Raw genomic sequence first — 20,650 nt, 5'->3', positions numbered from 1 at the left:
CCATGACTGTCCGAATTTTCATCCCTGGAGACAGCGCGGCGGTGGCCGTCGGCGCCGACGAGGTGGCCGGGGCCATCGCGCCGGAGGCCGCCAAGATCGGCCAGGCGATCCACATTGTCCGCAACGGCTCGCGCGGAGCGTTCGAGCTTGAGCCGCTGGTCGAGGTCGAGACGACCGAGGGCCGCATCGGCTATGGCCCCATCACGCCGGACGAGGTTCCGGCGCTGGTTGCGGCGGGGCTGTTCTCGGGCGGCGAACATCCCAAGCGCCTCGGCAAGCCCGAAGACCTGCCCTTCTTCCTGCGCCAGACCCGCCTGACCTTCGCCCGCTGCGGGATCACCGATCCGCAGTCGCTGGACGAGTACCGCGCCCATGGCGGCGGCGAGGGCTTGAAGAAGGCCCGGTCGATCGGCGCCGCGGCGACCATCGAGGCCGTCACCAAGTCGGGCCTGCGCGGCCGCGGCGGCGCCGGTTTCCCGACCGGGATCAAATGGAAGACCGTGGCCGACACGCCGGCCGATCGCAAATACGTGGTCTGCAACGCCGACGAGGGCGACAGCGGCACCTTCGCCGACCGCATGATCATGGAAGGCGACCCCTTCCTGCTGATCGAAGGCATGGCCATCTGCGGCCTGGCGGTCGGGGCGACCAAGGGCTTCGTCTATATCCGCTCGGAATATCCGCTGGCTGTCGAGGCGATGAACAGGGCCGTCGAGACCGCCCGCGCGGACGGCCTCCTGGGAGCCGCCTTCGACATCGAGGTGCGCATGGGCGCCGGGGCCTATGTCTGCGGCGAGGAGACCTCGCTGCTGGACAGCCTGGAGGGCAAGCGCGGCCAGGTCCGCGCCAAGCCGCCCCTGCCGGCGCACAAGGGCCTGTTCGGCCAGCCGACCGTGATCAACAACGTGCTGTCCTTCGCCGCCGTCCCCCATATCCTGGCGGATGGGCCGGAGACCTATGTCGCCCTCGGCCACGGCCGCTCGCGCGGGACCATGCCCGTGCAGCTGGCCGGCGACATCAAGAACGGCGGGCTGGTCGAGGTTCCGTTCGGGATCAGCCTCGGCGAGCTGGTGGACGAGATAGGCGGCGGCACGCTCAGCGGCCGCCCGGTGCGCGCGGTGCAGGTCGGCGGCCCCTTGGGCGCTTATTTCCCGCGACGGCTGTTCGACACCCCGTTCGACTACGAGGCCTTCGCCGCCCGTGACGGCCTGATTGGCCACGGCGGGGTGGTGGTGTTCTCCGAAGGCGTCGACATGGCCGCCCAGGCCCGCTTCGCCATGGAGTTCTGCGCCATCGAAAGCTGCGGCAAGTGCACCCCCTGCCGCATCGGCGCGGTGCGCGGCGTCGAGGTGATCGACAAGATTCGCGCCGATGAGGCGCGGGCGGCCAACCTCGCCGTGCTGACCGATCTGTGCGAAACTATGAAATACGGATCCCTGTGCGCCCTCGGCGGCTTCACCCCCTATCCGGTGATGAGCGCAGTGACCCATTTCCCGGAGGATTTCGGGGTGACGACCCCAGAACCCGTCGGGCAGGAGGTCTGACAGTATGCCCCGCGTGATCGAAGTCGATTTCGGAACGCCCGTATCCAAGTCCGAGACCCTGGTAAGCCTGACCATCGACGGCCAGAAGGTGCAGGTCCCCGCCGGAACGTCGGTGATGCGCGCGGCGCAGGAGATGGGCACCACCATCCCCAAGCTCTGCGCTACCGACAGCATCGAGGCGTTCGGCTCCTGTCGCCTCTGCCTGGTGGAGATCGAGGGGCGCAACGGCACGCCCGCCAGCTGCACCACGCCGGTGGCCGAGGGCATGGTGGTCAAGACCCAGACCCCGCGGCTTGCGTCCATCCGCAAGGGGGTGATGGAGCTCTACATCTCCGACCACCCGCTGGACTGTTTGACCTGCGCCGCCAATGGCGACTGCGAACTGCAGGATATGGCCGGCGCCGTGGGCCTGCGCGACGTGCGCTACGGCTATGAGGGCGACAACCACCTGGTCTCGGCCAAGGACGAGTCCAACCCCTATTTCACCTATGACGCCTCCAAGTGCATCGTTTGCTCCCGCTGCGTGCGCGCCTGCGAGGAGGTGCAGGGCACCTTCGCCCTGACCATCACCGGCCGCGGCTTTGCGAGCCGGGTGGCCGCCGGCCAGTCCGAGCCGTTCCTGTCTTCGGAATGCGTCTCCTGCGGCGCCTGCGTCCAGGCCTGCCCCACCGCGACCCTGACGGAAAAGTCGGTGATCGAGATGGGCACGCCCGAGCACTCGGTGGTCACGACCTGCGCCTATTGCGGCGTTGGCTGCGCCTTCAAGGCCGAGATGCGCGGCGATGAGCTGGTGCGCATGGTCCCGTGGAAAGACGGCAAGGCCAATCGCGGCCATTCCTGCGTCAAGGGCCGCTTCGCCTATGGCTACGCCAGCCACAAGGAACGGATCCTGAAGCCCATGATCCGGGAACGGATCAGCGATCCCTGGCGCGAAGTGACCTGGGACGAGGCCATCGGCCACGCCGCCGCCGAACTGAAGCGGATCCAGACCAAATATGGCCGCGACAGCGTCGGTGGCATCACCTCATCGCGCTGCACCAACGAAGAGACTTTCCTGGTGCAGAAGCTGGTCCGCGCCGGCTTCGGCAACAACAATGTCGACACCTGCGCCCGGGTCTGCCACTCGCCGACTGGCTATGGCCTCAGCACCACCTTCGGCACCTCGGCCGGCACCCAGGACTTCGATTCCGTCGAGCATACGGACGTGGCCCTGATCATCGGCGCCAACCCGACCGACGGCCATCCGGTGTTCGCCTCGCGGCTGAAGAAGCGCTTGCGGGAAGGCGCCAAGCTGATCGTGGTCGACCCGCGCCGGATCGACATGGTCCGCTCGCCGCATATCGTGGCCGAGCAGCATTTGCCCTTGAAGCCCGGGACCAATGTGGCGGTGCTGACCGCCCTGGCCCATGTGATCGTCACCGAAGGCTTGGCCGACGAGGCTTTCGTCCGTGAACGGTGCGACTGGGACGAGTACCAGGACTGGGCCGCCTTCGTCTCCGAGCCGGCGCATTCGCCCGAGGCGGTGTCCGAGCGTTGCGGCGTGCCGGCGGAGGCCATGCGCGCCGCGGCCAGGCTCTACGCCACCGGCGGCCGGGCGGCGATCTTCTACGGCCTGGGCGTGACCGAGCACAGCCAGGGCTCGACCACGGTGATGGCCATGGCCAACCTCGCCATGGCCACCGGCAATATCGGCAAGTTGGGCGTGGGGGTGAACCCGCTGCGCGGCCAGAACAATGTGCAGGGCTCGTGCGACATGGGCTCGTTCCCGCACGAGCTCTCAGGCTACCGCCACGTCTCCAACGACAAGGTCCGGGGCGAGTTCGAGCAGGCCTGGGGCGTCAGCCTGGACAACGAGCCAGGCCTCAGAATCAACAACATGCTGGACGCAGCGGTCGAGGGGACCTTCAAGGCCCTCTACATCCAGGGCGAGGACATCCTGCAGTCCGACCCCAATACCGCCCACGTCTCGGCCGGGCTGGCGGCCATGGAATGTGTGATCGTGCAGGACCTGTTCCTGAACGAGACCGCCAACTACGCCCACGTCTTCCTGCCCGGCTCGACCTTCCTGGAGAAGGACGGCACCTTCACCAACGCCGAACGGCGCATCCAGCCGGTGCGCCAGGTGATGGCGCCGAAGAACGGCTATGCCGACTGGGAGATCACCCAGATCCTGTCCAACGCCCTCGGCTATCCGATGGCCTACAGCCATCCGTCCGAGATCATGGACGAGATCGCCCGGCTGACCCCGACCTTCGCCGGGGTGTCGTTCAAGAAGCTGGACGAGATGGGCTCGGTGCAGTGGCCGTGCAACGAAGCCGCGCCCGAAGGCACGCCGGTGATGCACATCGACGGCTTCGTCCGCGGCAAGGGCAAGTTCGTCATCACCGAATATGTGCCCACGGACGAAAAGACCGGGCCGCGCTTCCCGCTGCTGCTGACCACCGGCCGCATCCTCAGCCAGTACAATGTCGGCGCCCAGACCCGGCGCACGGCCAACGTGGTCTGGCACGAGGAAGACCGGCTGGAGATCCACCCGCACGACGCCGAGAACCGCGGCGTACGCGACGGCGACTTCGTACAACTGACCAGCCGCACGGGCTCGATCAGCCTCAGGGCCAAGGTCACCGACCGCGTGGCGCCGGGGGTGGTCTATACGACCTTCCACCACCCCGACACCCAGGCCAATGTGGTGACCACGGAGTTCTCCGACTGGGCCACCAACTGCCCGGAATACAAGGTCACCGCGGTGCAGGTCTCGCCTTCGAACGGCCCGACGAAGTGGCAGGAGGCCTATGAGGACCTGAGCCGCAAGAGCCGTCGGATCGCTCCCGTCGAGGCCGCCGAATGAGCGAGGTGAAAGGCGACGCCAAGCTGGTGATGATGGCCAACCAGATCGCCACCTTCTTCGCCAGCCAACGCCACGCCGACCCCGTCGAAGGCGTGCGCAACCACCTGCGCCTGTTCTGGGAGCCGCGGATGCGCAAGGCGATCATCGCGCACCTGCAGGGCGGCGGAGAGGGGCTGGACCCGGTGGCGAAGGCGGCGGTGGAGAAGCTGGCGGCGGGGGCTTGAGCGCCTGGTTGGCCGATGGGCGTTGATGCCTGGAACGGTCTAAAGCCAAATTTCGCTATTGCTGTGAGGATCTCTCAGCCACTGGCCCCAGCGGCACATTGCAGATGCGGCACGAACCATCGGATTGAACGGCGATCTTGGTGTCTGCGATCGACTGCCGCGCCCAGATACCACACCACTCGCGATCCTTTACGAAAGCGGTCGCCGGGCAAGTCGCGTGCGGCATCTTTGGGGATCGGAACGCAAAGATCATTGTTGCGACGATTGCGACAACACCCAGTGCGAACAAATAGGGACCCACGGCAATCGTGTGGATGTTCGCCAACTCGGATTTTGCCATTTGCCTCACCTCGCTCGGGCCAAGCGTTCGATTTTCGGCCCGCTCTGCGGCTGGATGGCTCCCTTGAGCCCTTGCAGGCCAGTGTGCTCCGGCGGTTGGCCGGGTCAAGACCGGCGCCTTTGGCTCCGCCGCGGCGCGGCCGGCTTCGCCGGGCTTTGATCTCGGCAAGGGGTTGAAGGGATATTCCCTTCTCACTCACACCAAAAAACCGCGTCATCCCGGCCGGAGCGCAGCGGAGAGCCGGGACCCAGCAGCTCCGCGCTCGACGCTGCAATCCGTGAGCTGACAGACGCAAGCGGCGCCGGCTAAGCTCGCCCTATGGTCAATCGGGACTCTTGGATCACGGTCTATATTCTGGCGAGCGCGCGGAACAGCACGCTCTATGTCGGCGTGACCAGCGCGCTGATGACCCGCATCGAACAGCACAAGCTCGGGATCTTCGAAGGCTTCTCCAAGACATATGGCTGCAAGCGGCTCGTCTGGTACGAGGAGCACCCGACGATGCTTGAGGCGATCCGCAGGGAAAAGAGCATCAAGCGCTGGCGACGCGCCTGGAAGCTGGCCTTGATCGAGGCCGAGAATCCGGAGTGGCGCGACCTTTCGGATGAGTGGTTTGAGGTTCCAGAAGGCCCGTTGTCTTGGACGCTGCGCTCACCGGGTTGAGCGTCGAGTGAGGGGATGCTGGGTCCCGGCTCTCCGCGCTCTTGCGAGCGCTCCGGCCGGGATGACGAGGTTTTTTTGAGGAATTAGGTCGCCCCGACCTCACGCGCCCTCCGCCCCCACCGCGCCGCATACGGCAGGGCGAACAGGTAAACCCCCGTCGGCAGCAGCAGGAACAGCGGGATCAGGGCCAGGAGGTACATCCAAAACGGCGGCGATTTCTGCCCTAGCCCCCAGATGACCGTGGCGTTGACGATGAAGCCGACTGTGAAGGCGACCGACAGCCAGCGGTGGATCTTCCTCATCCAGGCGCTGAAGCTCATGGCCGCGCCTCGATCAGCTTCCATCCGTTCCCGGAGGGGTCGCGGAAGCTGGCGTCGACCGCGCCGTAGCGGTCCACCGGCTCCTGGGTGAACTCGACGCCGGCGGCGTGCATCCGGGCGTGAGCCGCGCGGCAGTCCTGCACCGTCAGCACCAGGGGCGGCATGGCCCCCTTGGCCACCGCTTCGCGCAAGGCCTGGGCGGTGGCGGCGTCGACCAGCGGCGCCTGGGGCGTGAACAGGCCCAGCTGGAACGACGGCTGGTCGGGATGCTGCACCGTCAGCCAGCGATAGTCGCCGTTCTTGGCGTCCGTGTGGACGCGGAAGCCCAGCTTTTCGACATAGAATTCAAGGGCCTCGTCCTGATCGCGGACATAAAGGCCAACAACGCTGACACCCTGGTTCATGGGACCTCCAAATCATCCTCTGTCCCGTTGATAGAGCCCGCTTCCTGCCGTCGCTTCTCCGAAACTGCTATTGTGAGGGGAGGCCGGTGGGCGGCGATCAGGTAGCAGGCCGGCACGCGGTCGCGTTCGTGCGGCTCGACCTGTTCGCGGGCGCGCAGCTCGCTGGGGCTCTCGCCGGTGATGTCGCGGAAGGTGCGCCCGAAGGTGCCCAGGCTGTTCCAGCCGGTCTGGAAGGCGATGTCGATGATCGGCAGGTCGGTGTCGCGCAAGAGGGACTTGGCCCGCTCGATCCGCCGCGTGAGCTGGTAGCGGTGCGGCGGCAGGCCGAAGGCGTCTCTGAACGAGCGGGCGAAATGGGCCTCGGACACGCCGCTCACCCGCGCCAGCCTGCGGATAGGCCAGGCCTCGTCCGAAGCGGCGTCCATGCGGTCCTTCGCCCGTAGCAGGCGGCGCAGGAGTTCGGGATCCTGGCCAGCGGCCATGGGCTACGCCGCCCCCAGGGTCTCCACGAACCGGCAGGGCTGGCCGGTCCCCTCGGCTGTCACCTCGTCGTCGCGCATCACGATCCGGCCACGGACGATGGTCGCCACCGGCCAGGCCTTGGCCTCGAAGCCGTCGAAGGGGGTCCAACCGGAGCGGGTGGCCATCATCTCGTGGGTGATGGTGCGGCGGGCCTTGAGGTCGACGATGGTCAGGTCGCCGTCATAGCCCTCGGCCAGGCGCCCCTTGCCGGCCAGACCGAATACCCGCTGGGCGCCGTGGCTGGTCATGTCGACGAACCGCTCCAGGGTCAGCCGGCCATTGGCGACGTGGGTCAGCATGATCGGCACCAGGGTCTGCACCCCCGGCATGCCCGAGGGCGAGGCCGGATAGGGCCGCGCCTTCTCCTCTCGGGTGTGCGGGGCATGGTCGGATCCGAACACGTCGGCGACGCCCATTTCGATCGCGCGCCACAGGCCTGGCTGGTGCGACGCATCGCGGATCGGCGGATTCATCTGGGCGAAGGCCTTCAGCCGCTCATAGGCCTCGGGCCCGGTCAGGGTCAGGTGCTGGGGGGTCAGCTCGACGCTGGCCACGTCCTTGCAGCCGGCCAGGAACTCGATCTCCTGGGCCGTGGTCACGTGCAGCACGTGGATGCGCTTGCCGACCTTGCGCGCCAGCCGCACCAGCCGCTCGGTGGACTGGATCGCCGACTGGGCGTCACGCACCTCCGGATGGCTGGTCCAGTCGCCGGTGCGCGCCAGCGGCCGGCGCTCGGCCAGGCGGTATTCGTCCTCGGAGTGGAAGGCCGCGCGGCGGTTGATGTTGCGCAGCACCTTCTCCACGCCCTCGTCGTCGGCCACCAAGAGGGTGCCGGTCGAGGCGCCCATGAACACCTTGACCCCGCAGCAGCCGGGCAGACGCTCCAGCTCGCCCAGGAACTCTGCGTTCTCGTGCGTGCCGCCGACATAGAAGGCGTGGTCGCAGTGCATGCGCCCCTTGGCCCGCGCCAGTTTGTCGGCCAGGGCCTCGGCGTCGGTGGTGGTCGGCTCGGTGTTGGGCATCTCGAACACCGCCACGACGCCGCCGAGGACAGCGCTGCGGGCGCCGGTCTCCAGGTCTTCCTTCCACTCCAGGCCCGGCTCGCGGAAGTGCACCTGGGTGTCGATAACGCCCGGCAGGACATGAAGGCCCGTGGCGTCATAGACCTCGCCCGCCGAGGCCTGGGCCAGGTCGCCGATGGCGGCGATGCGCCCGTCCTTGATCCCGACGTCGGCCAGGCCGCGGCCGGCATGGTTCACCACCTCGCCGCCGCGCACGATCAGGTCATAGGTTTGCGGCAAGGGGAACCTCCGTTTCCTTGAGCAGGCGGGCGGCGGCCTCCACCACCGAATCCACGCTGAGATCGAACATGTGGCACACGGCCTGGTTCAGCTCCGGATCGACCTTGCGGATGGCCGCCAGGTCGCGCGAGCCGCGCACCACCCGGCCCTTCGGCCCCCAGGGGGCGTAGAGGGCGTCGTCCGAGGGGCCGAACAGGCCGATGGTCGGCGCCCCGGCGGCGGCGGCCAGGTGCATGGTGCCGGAATCATTGCCGATGAACAGCCGCACGCGCTTGAGGCAGGCATAGGTGGTCAGCAGGTCCAGCTTGCCCGGCTCGCCGCCGATGATGCGGTCGCGCGACACCGCCAGCTTGACCGCCCGGGCCGGCTCGCGATCGGCGGCCGAACCGACGATCAGAAGGCGCCCGTCCGGCATCGAGCCATGCGTCCCCAGGATGCGGGCGCAGGCCTCGGCGAAGCGTTCCGGCGGCCAGGCCTTGCCGACCCAGTTGGCGCCCGGCGCCACGGCCAGGATCGGGCCGTGGCCGGCCAGCCAAGCCTCGGCGGCCTCTTCGATCTCGGGGGTGGTGTAGAGAAAAGGGGCCGGGGGCTCGTCCTCCACCTTCAAGACCCGCGCCGCCTCGACCACCTTGTGCACCGGAGCAGCGCCGGGGATGCGGCGATAGATGGCCCGGCGGCGGCTGGACAGGAAGCGCGCCACGCCGGAGCCGCGCATGTCGACGATCAGGCCCCAGCGGCGGCCGCGCACCTGGCTCCACAGCTTGAACCAGTGGCCGGAGCGCTTTTCCTTGGCCATCACGATCACCCGCTCGAGATTGGGGACCGCGGTGAACAGGGGCGCGGCCAGGGGGCCGGCGGCGATGGTGAAGCGGGCGTGCGGGATCTCCTCGTGCAGCTTTTTGATCAGGCCGCTGCTCAGCACCGCATCGCCGATCCGGGTGCTGGAGATGAAGAGGATCGGGAAGGGTCTGTCCGCCATCGGCCCATCTATAGGGCGTCAAGTGCTGGCGCTCCAGCACATGCGGCGCCATGTGTGCGATATGACCCTGCCGCCTCTGATCGCCCCCCTCGCCTCCCGCGCCCTGATCGCCGTGACCGGCCCGGATTGGAAGAGTTTCCTGCAAGGCCTGATCACTCAGGACGCGGAGACGCTGAAGCCCGGCGAGTTGCGCTTCGGCGCTCTTTTGACGCCCCAGGGCAAGCTGCTGTTCGACCTGTTCCTCTTCGGCCTGGACGACGGCTGCCTGGTCGATGTGGCGGCCGACCGGCGCGAGGCCCTGATCCAGCGCCTCACGATTTACCGCCTCAGGGCCAAGGTCGAGATCACCGCGCGCGAGGGAACGGTGCTCGCAGCCTGGCAGGCGCCGGTCCCGCATGGCCCTGGCTGGGCCGAGGACCCACGGCTGCATCTGATGGGCGCGCGCGGCTATGGCGCCGAGCCACCGCATGGGGCGATCATGACCGACGAGGCCGCCTATCACGCCCATCGCTTGGCCCTCGGCGTCCCCGATCCCGACGCCGACTGCCCGCCCGAGACCACCTATCCGATCGAGGCCGACTTCGATCTGCTGAACGGCGTCGACTTCAAGAAGGGCTGCTTCGTCGGCCAGGAGACCACCAGCCGCATGAAGCGGCGCGGGGCGATCAAGAACCGCATGCTGGCGATCCGCTTCGACGGCCCGCCGCCGGCGCCGGGCGCCGAAGTGCTGGCGGGGAGCTTGCGCGCCGGCCAGGTGCTGAGCGGCCGTGACGGCGCGGCCATGGCGCTGCTGCGGCTGGACCGGATCGAAGGCGCGGATCTGACCGTCGACGGACGGCCGGTGAGTGTGCTGCGGCCGGGGTGGCTGGCGGAGGGCTAGGACGGGGTTCTCGCCTCGAACACCCCCCGCGCGATCGCTCGTGCGAGGACATCGGCCGCAGCCGCGCCCAGCATGGCGATCTTGAGCCGGCGCTCGGCCTCGGCGCCCAGCGAGACCTGGCCGCTCGCCACCGCGAAAACGCTGTCGCCGTCGACCGGGGTGTGCACCGGGCGGATGGCGCGGGCGAGCCCGTCCTGGGCCATGGTCGCGATGCGCTTGCACTCGGCCGTGGTCAGGTCGGCGGTGACCGCCACCACGGCTATGGTGGTGTTGGCGCCAGGGCTGAGGCGGCCGAAGGCGGCCAGGCGCGAATGGTCGGGGAAGGGCTCGACAGCCGGCGCCATTTCGCCAGGCCGCACGCCGCCGAACTCCCCGTCGATCTCATAAGGCCAGGCCCAGAAGGTCTGGCCGTCGGCCATATAGACCGAGCCCACCGGATTGACCGCCACCAGGGCGCCGACGATCAGGCCTTCGCCGAGGTCGATCGAGGCCGAGCCCAGACCGCCCTTGTGCGTCCCGGCCATGGCCCCGCGCCCGGCGCCCACCGAGCCCAGGTCGAAGTCGGCAGCCGCGGCGCCGACCGAAGCCTGGCCCATGGCGCGATAGGGCGGGTCCAGGCCCCAGGCCTTGTCGCCGTCATTGCCCAGGTCGAACAGGATGGCCGAGGGCACGATCGGCGCGCGCCTCAAACCCGGGCGGATCTCGATCCCCTCCCCGGCCTCGGACAGGGCCGCCGCGACCCCGTCGGCGGCGCCCAGGCCGAACACCGAGCCCCCCGACAGCACCACGGCATGGGCGACCGCGAAGCTGTTCACCGGTTGCAGGGTCTCGGTCTCGCGCACGCCAGGCCCGCCGCCGCGCACGTCGACGCTGGCGCGCCAACCGCCGGGACAGAGCACGGTGGTGACGCCGCTGATCACCCGCTCGTCGGTGGCGTTGCCCACGAGGAGGCCCGGCACGTCGGTGATCAGGTTTCTGGGGCCGGGTCTGGGCAATGCGAAACTCCGTAAGGGGCGGAAGAGGATTCTGGGCCAAGACGAAGGGGTGGGATAGACCCTCAGGCCAGGGTTTCAAGCGCGGAGCCGCCCATGACCAACTGGCTGATCACCGGCGTGAGCTCCGGCCTGGGCGCCGCCCTCGCCCGGGCGGCCCTGGCGCGGGGCGACTGGGTGGCGGGGACGGTGCGCAAGACGCAGGACCTCGCCGCCTTCGAGGCCCTGGCGCCGTGCCGCGCTTTGGGCCTGATGCTGGATGTGACCGACGAGTCGGCGCTCAAGGCCGCCGTGGACCGGGCCGAGCAGGCCTCCGGCGGCCTGGACGTGCTGGTCAACAACGCGGGCTATGGCCTGGTAGGGGCGGTGGAGGAGGCCAGCCTGGCCGAGGCCCGCGCCCAGTTCGAGGTCAACCTGTTCGCCCCGCTCACAGCCATCCAGTCTGTGCTGCCCTACATGCGCGCCCGCCGGGCGGGGCGGATCGTCAGCATCACCTCGGTCAGCGGCCTGGCGACCTGGGCCGGCACGGGGATCTATTGCGCCAGCAAGTTCGCCCTTGAGGGCCTGGCCGAGACCCTGGCGGCGGAGGTGGCGCCCCTGGGGATCAGGGTCAGCAATGTCGCCCCGGGCGGCATGCGCACCGCCTATGCCGGCCGCTCGCTGGTCCAGGCCGCCCGGCGCATCGCCGACTATGAGGACGGGCCGGGCCGCGCGGCGAGCCGCATCCTGGCCGACCATGCCGGGTCCGAGCCGGGCGACCCGGTGAAGGTCGCGGCCGCCATCCTGAATCTGGTCGATGACCCGGACCCTCCGGTGCATCTCCTGCTGGGCGCCGACGCCCTCGGCTATGCCGAGGGCCGCATCACCCAACTCCAGGCCGAGATCGCCGCCTGGCGCGCGGTCAGCCTCTCGACCGGTTTCGATCAGGACTGAAGCGGCCGGCCCCAGGCCTTGGCGACCTGGTCGGCGGTCACCAGGATGGCGCAGCTGAGGTCCAGGCTTTTGAGCGCGCCCGCATGCAGGTCCGGCTCGTAGGCGGCGCAGGCGTCTGCGGCCAGGAACACCTGGTAGTCCAGGTGATAGGCGTCGCGCACCGTGCAGTCGACGCAGCACTCGGTGGTCATGCCGCAGACCACCAGGGTGTCGATCCCCCGCCCGCGCAGCTCGGCGTCCAGGGCCGTGCCGTGAAACCCGCTGAAGCGGGTCTTGCGGATGACGAGGTCGCCATCCTGGGGCAGAGGCCCGACGAAGGCAGAACCAGGCTCGCCCCGGCGGCAGAGGGCGAGGTCGATCTGCGGGTCGCCGCCGCGGCGGCGGATGCGCTCGGCCCAGGCTGGCGAATCCGCCTCGGCCGTAGTCTCCATCCCGACAAAGGCGACCGGGGCGCCCGCCCTGCGCGCCGCCTTGGCCAGGCGCTCGGCCGCGGCCATGGCGACGGGCGCTCCGGACAGGTCCGCGCCCCATTCGGCCAGCTTGCCCTCGGGCGAGGCGAAATCGACTTGAAAGTCGACGATGACCAGGGCGGTCCGCCGCGGCGCGATCCAGGCGGCGAGCCCCTCCGCGCCGCTCATCCGCCGGCCCTGAGCCGGGGCAATATCTCCGCGCCGAACATGCTCAAGCCCTCGCCATAGTCGGGAAAGATGAGCATCAGCCCGTCCAACTCGCAATAGTCGAGGAAGTGGGCGGTCCTCTCGGCGCAGGTCGCGGGCGAGCCGACCACGGTCTGGGTCATGAAGGCGCCCTGGGCGCGCGCCAGGGCGTCGAGCTGGTCGGCCGGCGCCCCCCAGCTTCGAAGGATGCTGGTGATGGCGCCCATGTCGGCGCCGTCAGCGTAGCGCTGCGCCAAGGCTTCCGCCGCTGCGTCACTTCCGGCATGGACGATGGTGCACATGGCGTATGTGCGCAGGGCGCCCCCATGGGCCTCGGCCACCGCCTTGGCGCGGCGGCTGTGGTCGCGGTGCTCGTCCAGGTCCCGCCCGCCGATGAACACGGCGTCGGCGTGGCGCACGGCGAATTCGAAGCCACGGTCTGACATGCCGGCGCAGATCAGGCCCGGCCGGGGCTGGGCCAGCGGCTTGGGATCGGAGACGCAGCCGTGCATCTGGAACCAGCGGCCGTGGAAATCGACGCTGGGCTCGACCCACAGGCGCTTGACGATCGTGGTCCATTCCTCGGCCAGGTCGTAGCGCGCATCGTGGGTCAGGGCGTCGTCCCAGGCGCCCATCTGCTCGAACTCTTCGCGGTAGGCGCCGGCGACGATGTTCAAGCCGGCCCGGCCGCCGGAGATGTGGTCCAGGGTGGCGATCATCTTGGCCGTGACCGCCGGATTGTGCAGCAGGGCGTGGGCGGTGGCCCAGACCTTCGCATGCTTGGTCGCCTGGGCGATGGCGGCCATCAGGGTGATGGATTCCAGCGAGACGCCCCAGTGGTTGGTGGCCCCGCCGAAGCCGCGCCACTTGCCCATGGACATGACAAAGTCGAGGCCGATGGCGTCGGCCGCCTGGGCGGCCGCGAGATTCTGCGGCCAGAGGCCGTCGAGCGGCGGGGTGGTTTCGGAGACGATCCACCCGCCATTGGCCACCGGCAGGAAGACGCCGAAATCCTTGTGGCTGGAAGGGCTAGGCATGGTCCTGAGCCAGTCCGGCCTGGCCAACGGCGGGCGCGCTGCGCGGGCCGCCACCCATCCGCGGCGGACGCATCAGGACCGCGCCGAGAAGGATCACGGCGATCACCCCGGCATAGATCTCGAAGGTCGAGGAAAAGCCGCCGCTGGCGTCGCGCAGGGCGCCGCCGATGGTCGAGCCCAGGGCCGAGACCCCGCCGATCAGGCAGGTCAGGGAGAAGATCTCCAGGTTGTGCTTTCGGCCGAAGTAGTTGAGCAGCAGCATGGTGACCGAGAAGGCGGTGAGGCCGAAGCCTATCCCGCTTCCCACGGCGAAGACCAGCATGGTCGCATAGGTGTGGGCGATGCTGAGGGCGCCGGCGCCGACGGTCAGAGAAGCCAGGGCTGCGATCAGGAGGAGACGCGGCTCGACCCGCTCGCCGACCACGCCGCCGATCGCCCGACCGACCATCTGGGCCAGCGCCTCGACGCTGAGCATGGCCACCGCCACAGTCATGGCCACATGGCGCTCGGTCAGGTGGGCGACGGCGAGGCTGGCCACCGAGACCCCGACGAATAGGTGGCCGAAATAGGCGGCCAGCAGCACATAGAACTGAGGGGTGCGCACGGCCTGCTTCACCGTCCAGTCGACCGCCGTGCGATAGACCCCGAGGCGCTGCGGGGCGGCGACCTCGACCGCCACCTCGCGGTCGGTGCGCTCCGAGGCCTGGGCCAGCCAGCGGCGGCTGCCGGCCAGGGCGGCGCTGACGAGGCCAAGGGCCAGGGAGACCAGGACCAGGATCTGCCAGAACAGCCGCCACTGGTCGTGGAACCCGGTCAGGGCCGCTTCGGCCATCCACGGGCCGGCCACGCCGCCGAGGGCGCAGGCGGTGAAATAGATGCCGAACGGCCGCGCACGGTGCGGGAAGATCGCCGCCAGCACATGAGTGGCCGGGATCAGCGACATCATCTGGTAACCGACGCCGCAGAGCGCCGCGCCGATGAAGTATGGCGTCAGGCCATGGGCCAGGGCCAGGGCGGCGAAGCCTCCGGCCATCACCACCGCGCCCAGCACAAGCGTGACCCGCACCCCGGCCCGCCGGATCAGGAAGGCCGGCGCGAAGGAGGAAAAGCCGCAGGCCGCGCCCAGAAGCGTGAACCCCTCGCCGGCTTCGCGCCAGTTCCAGCCCTCGTCGGCCACCATCTTGGGCAGCACCACGCCCAGGGAGTTGAAGGTCGCGGCGTTGATCAAAAAGCCGGTCAGGCTGAACACGCCCAGCAGCACCCAGGGCCGCCAGGCGGCGCTGGTGAAGGGCATGAACAGGCGGGTCTGAGACTGGGGCACGGGCTGAACTCAGAAACTGCGCTTGAGGGTCACGCGCCACTCTCGCCCGCGACCGGGCAAGGCGCCGACATTGGCGTAGGTGTCCTGGTCGGGGGTAAAGTAGAGCTTGTCGAGAAGATTATCGACATTCACCGTGACCTCGTAAGCCCCGCGCTTATAGAACGCCGACGCATTGACCAGGGTGTAGTCCGGGTAGGTCACCGCGTTCTGCACCAGAGCCGAGGTCTTGGAGGCGTAGGTCGCTCCCAGGGTCGCTCCGGCCTGGCCCCAGCCGTGCCGGTCGCTGGTGTAGGTCCCGAACAGGCTGAGTACGGTGTGCGGGACCAGGGTGTCCTCATAGTCATGCTGTCGCCCAGGCAGGGTCGAGAAATCGAACGTCAGATAGGCCCCGCCATAGGCCTGCGCGCCCGGCACGCCGACCGTATAGGCCGGCAGATAGACCACCGAGTGATCCGGTCCCTTGACCTCGGTGCGCTGGGTGTCGCCGGCAAAGGTGAAACTGAGATTGTCTGTCGCCAGGTAGCGGGCCTCGAACTCCACCCCCTTGCCGCGGGTGCCGATGATGGCGCTGTTCAGGCCGCTCAGCTCAGTGCGATCCTGGCGATAGACGGCGATCGAACCGACCAGGGTCCTGTGCAACAGCTGGAACTTGATCCCGGCCTCGGACAGATCGGAGCCCGAGACCCAGCCGTTCGCCTGGATCACGCTGGGGCGCAGGTTGCCGGCCTGTTCCACCTCGAGTGCGGCCGCCTGGGCATAGGTGGCGTAGGGCATCAGGCCCCAGCCGAGCTGGTAGCTGGCGCTGGCGGAATAGGTCCACTTGCCCTTGCCCGCGCTCACCGTCGCCGGCGTCTCGAAGGAGAAGACGCCAGTGTCGCGCGAGGTGGCCGAGAAGTTGTCGAAGCGCCCGCCGAGGACCAGGTTCAGTTTCTTGGCCACCGTGATGTCGCTGGTGGCGAAAACCCCCGCATCGTCCCAGCGACTGTGAATGTCCGTCTCCCAGCCGACGCCGCTGCCCGCCTCGAAGGGCGAGGCCATGATGTCGGTCGCGGTCGGGCCGAACGACAGGTCGCGCCGGTCCAGCGCGATCATGCCGCTGTCGTAGGTTTCCTTCTGTTCGCCCTTGTAGTGGCGCCAGGAGGCGCCGATGAGGTCCTTGGAGGTGACCAGCCCGTCCAAGGCGTCCAGGGAGAAGTCGTAGACCAGCCGGGATTCGAAGGTCCAGGCGTGATAGTCGGCCGGAAATCCATAGCTGACGAAACGCTTGTTGCTCAGGTTGTCATAGAACAGCTGCAGCTTCAGCGAGCGGTCGCCGCCCAGGTCCTTGGCCAGGTCGTAGTAGTAGGTGGCCGTACCGGTGCGGGAGAAATCGGCTGCGCTGACGAACACGGTGCGCGGGCTGAGCTTGGTGGTCCCGACCCCGGTGTCCAGGGCGAAGCGCGGATCCGCTGAAGGCGTGAAGCCGAAATAGCCCTGATATAGGCCGGTGGTATAGGGATAAAAGCCGTTGGGCGGATTGGTCTCCGACGGGTCCAGCCGGCCGTTGTGGTTCAGGTCGCTCAGATAGGTGTTGCGCCCAGTGAAATAGGTCTGGTTGTCGATCAGGGCCTGGGTCAGCCGGTTCCAGCCCGGCGTCTGCACATCGCCGGTCGAATGATAGCCCATGCCGCCGAAGGCGGTGGTCCAGCCCTGGCCGAGGTCGAAATCCGCCGAGATCTCGCCCAGTTGATGCTTGGGATAGATGCCGCGATAGAAGCTGTGCGAGTCGTCCAGCTCCCCATAGGCGTAGACCCCGCCCTGGACCCCGCCGAGATCGACCGGCAGGCCGACCTGGCCGGTCAGGCTTTTCTTCTGATAGCTGCCCAAGGTCGCAGTGACTTCGCCGGTGGGTTCGCTGAGGAAGCGGCCTTCGTCCCGCGCCGTCTTGGGCTCGAAATCGACCAGGCCGCCGATCTTGCCGGGGCCATACAGCGGGGTCGGCGGGCCGCGGACGATGTTGATCTGGGCCGCGTCGCCGATCGGGGTCGCATAGGTGCCGCGGTCCTCGATCCGCTTGAAGCCGCGGAAATAGTTCTCCGCCAGGGTGCCGCGGATCTGCACCGAGCCGGGCACACCGTAAAAGCTGGCCGTATAGGTCCCGGGCGAGACGGCGGTCAGCTTGTCCAGGGTCTGGATGCCATAGCGGTCGAGCGTCAGGTCGCTGACGAAGCTGGCGGCGCGCGGGGTCTCGATCAGCGGCTTCTTCAGGCCGAACACGGTCGACGAGGGCTTGCGCTCCAGAAGGCCGGCCTTGTCGGCGGTGACCACGATCTCGGTCGCGGGCGTCGGCGGCGCGTCGGCGGCCCGGGCGGCGCCGGCGGTAACGGCGGCCGCGGACCCAGCCAGCAACAGACAACGAAGATTCCTCGGCATGACGCCCCCGCGTTCGAACGGAGGGGCGCTCGTTCCTCCGCAATCTCGAATTCAGACTGAAATTTTACAATACATTTGACAATGAGCGTCTAATCGACACATAAATAGCAGCCCGATTTGCATTTGCATCCCAGTATCGCTGCGGAAGCCGCGAGTTTTTTGCGCGCGCCTAATCCCTTCTCCCCTGTGGGAGAAGGAGGGGCCTGCGCCGAAGGCGCGGGAGGATGAGGGGTCGCGCCGGCCTTTCCGAAAGATCAGCGCCGCCGCGAGGAGGTTTTGGAGAGCTCCGCGCAACCCCTCATCCTCCCACCCGCTGCGCGGGCGGGCTCCTCCTTCCCCCGCAAGGGGGGAAGGGTTTAGCTTCGGCTCCACCTGCCGGAGCCCTCCCATGCCCCCCACCATCACCGCCTTCGCCCAGTCGCCTGATCGCGGCCGGGGGCTGGCGCGGGACATGGGGGTTCGCTGGGCGCTGGAGGAGGTGGGCCAGCCCTATGACGTGCGCCTGGTGACGTTCGCCGAGATGAAGGAGCCCGCGCACCTGGCGCTACAGCCGTTCGGCCAGATCCCGACCTATGAGGAGGGTGAGCTTGGCCTGTTCGAGTCCGGGGCCATCGTGCTGCATATCGCCGAGCGCCATGCCGGCCTGTTGCCCGACGAGCCCGACGCCCGCTCGCGCGCCGTCGCCTGGATGTTCGCGGCGCTCGCAACGGTGCAGCCGCCGATCGTCGAGTTGGGCATGGCGATGATCCTGGAGCGCGACCAGCCCTGGTACGAGGCGCGCCAACCCATGCTGCAGGACCGCGTCCGCCAGCGGCTGGACCAGCTTTCCGCCAGGCTCGGCCACGCCGAATGGCTGGACGGCGCCTTCAGCGCCGGCGACCTGATGATGGTGGTGGTGCTGCGCCGGCTGATGAACTCGGGCCTGCTACAGGAATATCCGAAGATCGAAGCCTATGTCGCCCGCGGCGAAGCCCGGCCGGCTTTCAAGCGGGCTTTCGACGCTCAGTTGGCAGTCTTTAGCGCTTCGTCGGCGAGTTGACGCGGCTTCCTTAAATCCGCTCATCCCCGCCGCCCGCCCCGGAACGCCAAACCACCGCTGATCGGGCCGCCGGCGACCATGCGCTTGAGGTTGTCGGAGAAGACGCCCAGCACCCCCATGACCGCGTCGCGGGCGCCGTCGATGTCGCCGGCGGCGATCAGTTCGGCCAGTTCGCGATGATGAGCGATCTCGGCGAAGCGCTCTTCCTCGGTGTCGTCGGCCATGGAGAAGATCCAGAACCGCGCCGCCTTGTGGTGCAGGGGAATGATGATCCGGGCCAGGGTGGCGTTGCGCCCCGCCCTCGCCAGGGCGGCATGAAAGCGCTGGTCCATGGCCACCAGGGCGCGCACGTCGTTCGTGCGGATCGCCTCCTCGGCTCCGTCGAAGGCGTGGCGCAGGGCCTCGATGTCCTGCGGCCCCGCGTTGGCGGCGGCGAGGGCGGCGCAGTGCGGCTCGATCAGGCCGCGCGCCTCATAGGCCTGGCGCACCTCGATCACGTCCAGCGGCGCGACCGTGGTCCCGGCCCGGGCCTTGCGCGCGACAAGGCCTTCCAGCGCCAGGCGCGAGAGCGAATCCCGCACCCCAGCGAGGCCCGCGTCGTAGCGGCGGCAGAGCGCCTGTTCGTCCAGCCGCGCGCCGGGGGCCAGTTCGCCGAGGATGATGTCCAGCAGGATCTGCTCATAGACCCGCGCCTTCTGCAGGTCCGGCGACCAGTCCTCGAACGGGCTTTCCAGGGTGTCGGCGTGGGCCAAGGCTCGGCTCTGAGTTCAAATCGATCTATTGGCTAGTTACGTTGAAATTTCAGCGCGCGCCAGCGGCGCCGATCGACCCGCCTGAGGAATCCCCGCCGGATGTGTGACACCCTGGTCGCCCTGCCGCCCGCCACCGCCGCGGGCGGGGTGTTGTTCGCGAAGAACAGCGACCGCGAGCGCAACGAAGCGCAAGGGCTGGAGCTGCACCCGGCGGCCGAGCATCCCGAAGGCGCGCGGCTGCGAGCCACCTATATCGAGATCCCCCAGGCGCGCCGCACCCATGCGGTGCTGCTGAGCCGCCCGTTCTGGATGTGGGGCGCGGAGATGGGCGCCAACGCGCACGGCGTGGCCATCGGCAACGAGGCCATGCACTCGCACATCCCCGCCCAGCGCCGGCGCGCCCTGATCGGCATGGACCTGGTGCGGCTGGGCCTGGAGCGGGGCGCCACCGCGGCCGAAGCGGTCGAGGTGATGATCGCCCTGTTGGAAACCCACGGCCAGGGCGGGGACTGCGGGCACCTGGGGCGTTTCTACTATCACAACGGCTTCATCGTCGCCGACCGGACCGAGGCCTATGTGCTGGAGACGGTCGGGCGCTGGTGGGCGGTAGAGAAGGTCGAGCGCCGCAGGGCCCTCTCCAACGCCTTCAGCATCGGCCGCGGGGGGCGGATCAGCGCGGGCCTTGTCGACCATGCCAAGGCCGAGGGCTGGGCGGACGCCGAGGGCGAGTTCGACTTCGCCGAGCGGCTGATCGACCCGGCGCGCGATGCGGCGAGTTTCGGCCGCGGGCGCTGCGCACGCGGGACCGCGCTGCTAGATCGCCAGGACGGCGCCCTGACGCCGGCGGCGATGATGGCGATCCTGCGCGACCATGGCGAAGAGGCCGAGGGCGATCCCGCCTGGACCCCGGCCAGGACGCTGAGGCGCAGCCTCTGCATGCACGCCGCCCAGGGGCCCCGGCGCAGCCAGAGCGTGGCCTCGATGGTCTCGGACCTCGGCGGCGCGCGATCGGTGCATTGGGTGACGGGGACCTCGGCCCCGTGCCTGAGCCTGTTCAAGCCGGTGCTGTTCGAGACCGGCCTGCCGCCGCAAGGCCCAGCGCCGACCGACCAGTCCGACCCGCAGAGCCTCTGGTGGCGGCACGAGCGGCTGCACCGGGCCGTGCTGGAGGACTATGCGGCGCGGGCGGCGGTGATCACGGCGGAGCGGGATTCGATCGAGGCGGGGTTCGTGGCGCGAATCGAGGCGGCGCGTGACGGCTCGCTGGCTGAGCTGAAGGCGGTGGTGAAAGACTGCTGGCGCGAGGCGGAGCGTGCGGAGATTGGATGGGTGGAGGCGATGGCGAAGATCGAGCCACTAGGCTCGCAGGGGACAACGCTGCATCGAAGTTGGAACAGATTGAATCAAGTCGCCGGCTTTACCCATTCCGCTCATCCCCGCGAAGGCGGGGATCCAGATTCATCCACCGGCCGGTGAAGACGGC

At 68.8% G+C, this 20,650-nt stretch carries 19 protein-coding genes; 8 read left to right on the top strand and 11 right to left on the bottom strand.

Features of this window, described 5'->3' with window-relative positions:
* Positions 1-2: 2 nt before the first annotated feature.
* From KCG34_RS19205 to KCG34_RS19190, 4 genes are all read left to right on the top strand, one after another.
* Entirely contained in the window at positions 3-1,544 is a 1,542-nt protein-coding gene (locus KCG34_RS19205; RefSeq protein WP_211937218.1) for a formate dehydrogenase beta subunit, read from the top strand.
* Between the two features lie 4 nt (positions 1,545-1,548).
* Positions 1,549-4,392, top strand: a complete 2,844-nt coding sequence (gene fdhF / locus KCG34_RS19200) for a formate dehydrogenase subunit alpha (RefSeq protein WP_211937217.1) — start codon at positions 1,549-1,551, stop codon at positions 4,390-4,392.
* Positions 4,389-4,616: a formate dehydrogenase subunit delta gene (locus tag KCG34_RS19195; RefSeq protein ID WP_211937216.1), complete on the top strand. Its 228-nt coding sequence runs from the start codon at positions 4,389-4,391 to the stop codon at positions 4,614-4,616. Before fdhF ends, KCG34_RS19195 begins: the two co-directional genes overlap by 4 nt.
* Positions 4,617-5,274: 658 nt before the next feature.
* Positions 5,275-5,619, top strand: coding sequence for a GIY-YIG nuclease family protein (locus tag KCG34_RS19190; protein WP_211937215.1), 345 nt, complete (start codon positions 5,275-5,277; stop codon positions 5,617-5,619).
* An 83-nt stretch (positions 5,620-5,702) separates the two neighbouring features.
* On the opposite strand, the gene KCG34_RS19185 is transcribed toward KCG34_RS19190, so the two are convergent.
* From KCG34_RS19185 to KCG34_RS19165, 5 genes are read right to left on the bottom strand one after another with little or no spacing between them, the layout of a single operon-like run.
* A complete protein-coding gene (locus KCG34_RS19185; protein WP_211937214.1) occupies positions 5,703-5,939 on the bottom strand; it encodes a hypothetical protein in 237 nt (78 codons plus the stop codon).
* Positions 5,936-6,343: a VOC family protein gene (locus KCG34_RS19180; protein ID WP_211937213.1), complete on the bottom strand. Its 408-nt coding sequence runs from the start codon at positions 6,341-6,343 to the stop codon at positions 5,936-5,938. Before KCG34_RS19180 ends, KCG34_RS19185 begins: the two co-directional genes overlap by 4 nt.
* On the bottom strand, positions 6,340-6,825 hold the full coding sequence (locus KCG34_RS19175; RefSeq protein ID WP_211937212.1) for a helix-turn-helix transcriptional regulator: 486 nt from the start codon (positions 6,823-6,825) through the stop codon (positions 6,340-6,342). The genes KCG34_RS19180 and KCG34_RS19175 overlap by 4 nt, the downstream gene beginning before the upstream one ends.
* 3 nt (positions 6,826-6,828) lie before the next feature.
* Entirely contained in the window at positions 6,829-8,166 is a 1,338-nt protein-coding gene (locus KCG34_RS19170; protein WP_211937211.1) for a dihydroorotase, read from the bottom strand.
* Positions 8,150-9,145, bottom strand: a complete 996-nt coding sequence (locus tag KCG34_RS19165; protein ID WP_211937210.1) for a glycosyltransferase family 9 protein — start codon at positions 9,143-9,145, stop codon at positions 8,150-8,152. The genes KCG34_RS19170 and KCG34_RS19165 overlap by 17 nt, the downstream gene beginning before the upstream one ends.
* Positions 9,146-9,206: 61 nt before the next feature.
* On the opposite strand from KCG34_RS19165, the gene ygfZ reads away from it, so the two are divergent.
* Positions 9,207-10,025, top strand: coding sequence for a CAF17-like 4Fe-4S cluster assembly/insertion protein YgfZ (gene ygfZ, locus KCG34_RS19160; protein WP_211937209.1), 819 nt, complete (start codon positions 9,207-9,209; stop codon positions 10,023-10,025).
* On the opposite strand, the gene KCG34_RS19155 is transcribed toward ygfZ, so the two are convergent.
* Complete coding sequence (locus tag KCG34_RS19155; protein ID WP_211937208.1) at positions 10,022-11,020, bottom strand: P1 family peptidase; 999 nt, start codon at positions 11,018-11,020, stop codon at positions 10,022-10,024. The genes ygfZ and KCG34_RS19155 overlap by 4 nt on opposite strands.
* A gap of 93 nt (positions 11,021-11,113) precedes the next feature.
* On the opposite strand from KCG34_RS19155, the gene KCG34_RS19150 reads away from it, so the two are divergent.
* Positions 11,114-11,950: an oxidoreductase gene (locus KCG34_RS19150; protein ID WP_211937207.1), complete on the top strand. Its 837-nt coding sequence runs from the start codon at positions 11,114-11,116 to the stop codon at positions 11,948-11,950.
* Here the strand turns inward: KCG34_RS19150 and KCG34_RS19145 are convergent.
* From KCG34_RS19145 to KCG34_RS19130, 4 genes are read right to left on the bottom strand one after another with little or no spacing between them, the layout of a single operon-like run.
* Positions 11,941-12,588: a cysteine hydrolase family protein gene (locus tag KCG34_RS19145; RefSeq protein ID WP_211937206.1), complete on the bottom strand. Its 648-nt coding sequence runs from the start codon at positions 12,586-12,588 to the stop codon at positions 11,941-11,943. The two genes, KCG34_RS19150 and KCG34_RS19145, sit on opposite strands and share 10 nt — an antisense overlap.
* Positions 12,585-13,643, bottom strand: a complete 1,059-nt coding sequence (locus KCG34_RS19140; RefSeq protein ID WP_211937205.1) for an LLM class flavin-dependent oxidoreductase — start codon at positions 13,641-13,643, stop codon at positions 12,585-12,587. The genes KCG34_RS19145 and KCG34_RS19140 overlap by 4 nt, the downstream gene beginning before the upstream one ends.
* Complete coding sequence (locus tag KCG34_RS19135) at positions 13,636-14,964, bottom strand: MFS transporter (protein ID WP_249138083.1); 1,329 nt, start codon at positions 14,962-14,964, stop codon at positions 13,636-13,638. The genes KCG34_RS19140 and KCG34_RS19135 overlap by 8 nt, the downstream gene beginning before the upstream one ends.
* A 9-nt stretch (positions 14,965-14,973) precedes the next feature.
* Positions 14,974-17,376, bottom strand: coding sequence for a TonB-dependent siderophore receptor (locus KCG34_RS19130; protein WP_211937204.1), 2,403 nt, complete (start codon positions 17,374-17,376; stop codon positions 14,974-14,976).
* A gap of 388 nt (positions 17,377-17,764) precedes the next feature.
* Between KCG34_RS19130 and KCG34_RS19125 the strand changes: the two genes are divergently transcribed.
* Positions 17,765-18,415, top strand: coding sequence for a glutathione S-transferase family protein (locus KCG34_RS19125; RefSeq protein ID WP_211937203.1), 651 nt, complete (start codon positions 17,765-17,767; stop codon positions 18,413-18,415).
* A gap of 20 nt (positions 18,416-18,435) precedes the next feature.
* On the opposite strand, the gene KCG34_RS19120 is transcribed toward KCG34_RS19125, so the two are convergent.
* Positions 18,436-19,167 carry a GntR family transcriptional regulator gene (locus tag KCG34_RS19120; RefSeq protein WP_211937202.1) on the bottom strand — a complete coding sequence of 244 codons (732 nt, stop codon included), beginning with the start codon at positions 19,165-19,167 and terminating at the stop codon, positions 18,436-18,438.
* A gap of 99 nt (positions 19,168-19,266) precedes the next feature.
* On the opposite strand from KCG34_RS19120, the gene KCG34_RS26070 reads away from it, so the two are divergent.
* Positions 19,267-20,643, top strand: a complete 1,377-nt coding sequence (locus KCG34_RS26070) for a peptidase C69 family protein (protein ID WP_211937201.1) — start codon at positions 19,267-19,269, stop codon at positions 20,641-20,643.
* The last annotated feature ends 7 nt before the right edge of the window (positions 20,644-20,650 follow it).

The sequence above is a fragment of the Phenylobacterium montanum genome (assembly GCF_018135625.1).
GTDB classification, from domain to species: Bacteria; Pseudomonadota; Alphaproteobacteria; order Caulobacterales; family Caulobacteraceae; genus Poindextera; species Poindextera montana.
This window is presented reverse-complemented; position numbering and strand designations above follow the sequence as displayed.

Coding starts and splice junctions, on each gene's coding strand:
- KCG34_RS19150 (WP_211937207.1), top strand. CDS start 11,114: ATGACCAACTGGCTGATCACCGGCGTGAGCTCCGGCCTGGGCGCCGCC.
- KCG34_RS19125 (WP_211937203.1), top strand. CDS start 17,765: ATGCCCCCCACCATCACCGCCTTCGCCCAGTCGCCTGATCGCGGCCGG.
- KCG34_RS26070 (WP_211937201.1), top strand. CDS start 19,267: ATGTGTGACACCCTGGTCGCCCTGCCGCCCGCCACCGCCGCGGGCGGG.
- KCG34_RS19145 (WP_211937206.1), bottom strand. CDS start 12,588: ATGAGCGGCGCGGAGGGGCTCGCCGCCTGGATCGCGCCGCGGCGGACC.
- KCG34_RS19190 (WP_211937215.1), top strand. CDS start 5,275: ATGGTCAATCGGGACTCTTGGATCACGGTCTATATTCTGGCGAGCGCG.
- fdhF (WP_211937217.1), top strand. CDS start 1,549: ATGCCCCGCGTGATCGAAGTCGATTTCGGAACGCCCGTATCCAAGTCC.
- KCG34_RS19195 (WP_211937216.1), top strand. CDS start 4,389: ATGAGCGAGGTGAAAGGCGACGCCAAGCTGGTGATGATGGCCAACCAG.
- KCG34_RS19165 (WP_211937210.1), bottom strand. CDS start 9,145: ATGGCGGACAGACCCTTCCCGATCCTCTTCATCTCCAGCACCCGGATC.
- KCG34_RS19130 (WP_211937204.1), bottom strand. CDS start 17,376: ATGCCGAGGAATCTTCGTTGTCTGTTGCTGGCTGGGTCCGCGGCCGCC.
- KCG34_RS19140 (WP_211937205.1), bottom strand. CDS start 13,643: ATGCCTAGCCCTTCCAGCCACAAGGATTTCGGCGTCTTCCTGCCGGTG.
- KCG34_RS19180 (WP_211937213.1), bottom strand. CDS start 6,343: ATGAACCAGGGTGTCAGCGTTGTTGGCCTTTATGTCCGCGATCAGGAC.
- KCG34_RS19185 (WP_211937214.1), bottom strand. CDS start 5,939: ATGAGCTTCAGCGCCTGGATGAGGAAGATCCACCGCTGGCTGTCGGTC.
- KCG34_RS19175 (WP_211937212.1), bottom strand. CDS start 6,825: ATGGCCGCTGGCCAGGATCCCGAACTCCTGCGCCGCCTGCTACGGGCG.
- KCG34_RS19205 (WP_211937218.1), top strand. CDS start 3: ATGACTGTCCGAATTTTCATCCCTGGAGACAGCGCGGCGGTGGCCGTC.
- ygfZ (WP_211937209.1), top strand. CDS start 9,207: ATGACCCTGCCGCCTCTGATCGCCCCCCTCGCCTCCCGCGCCCTGATC.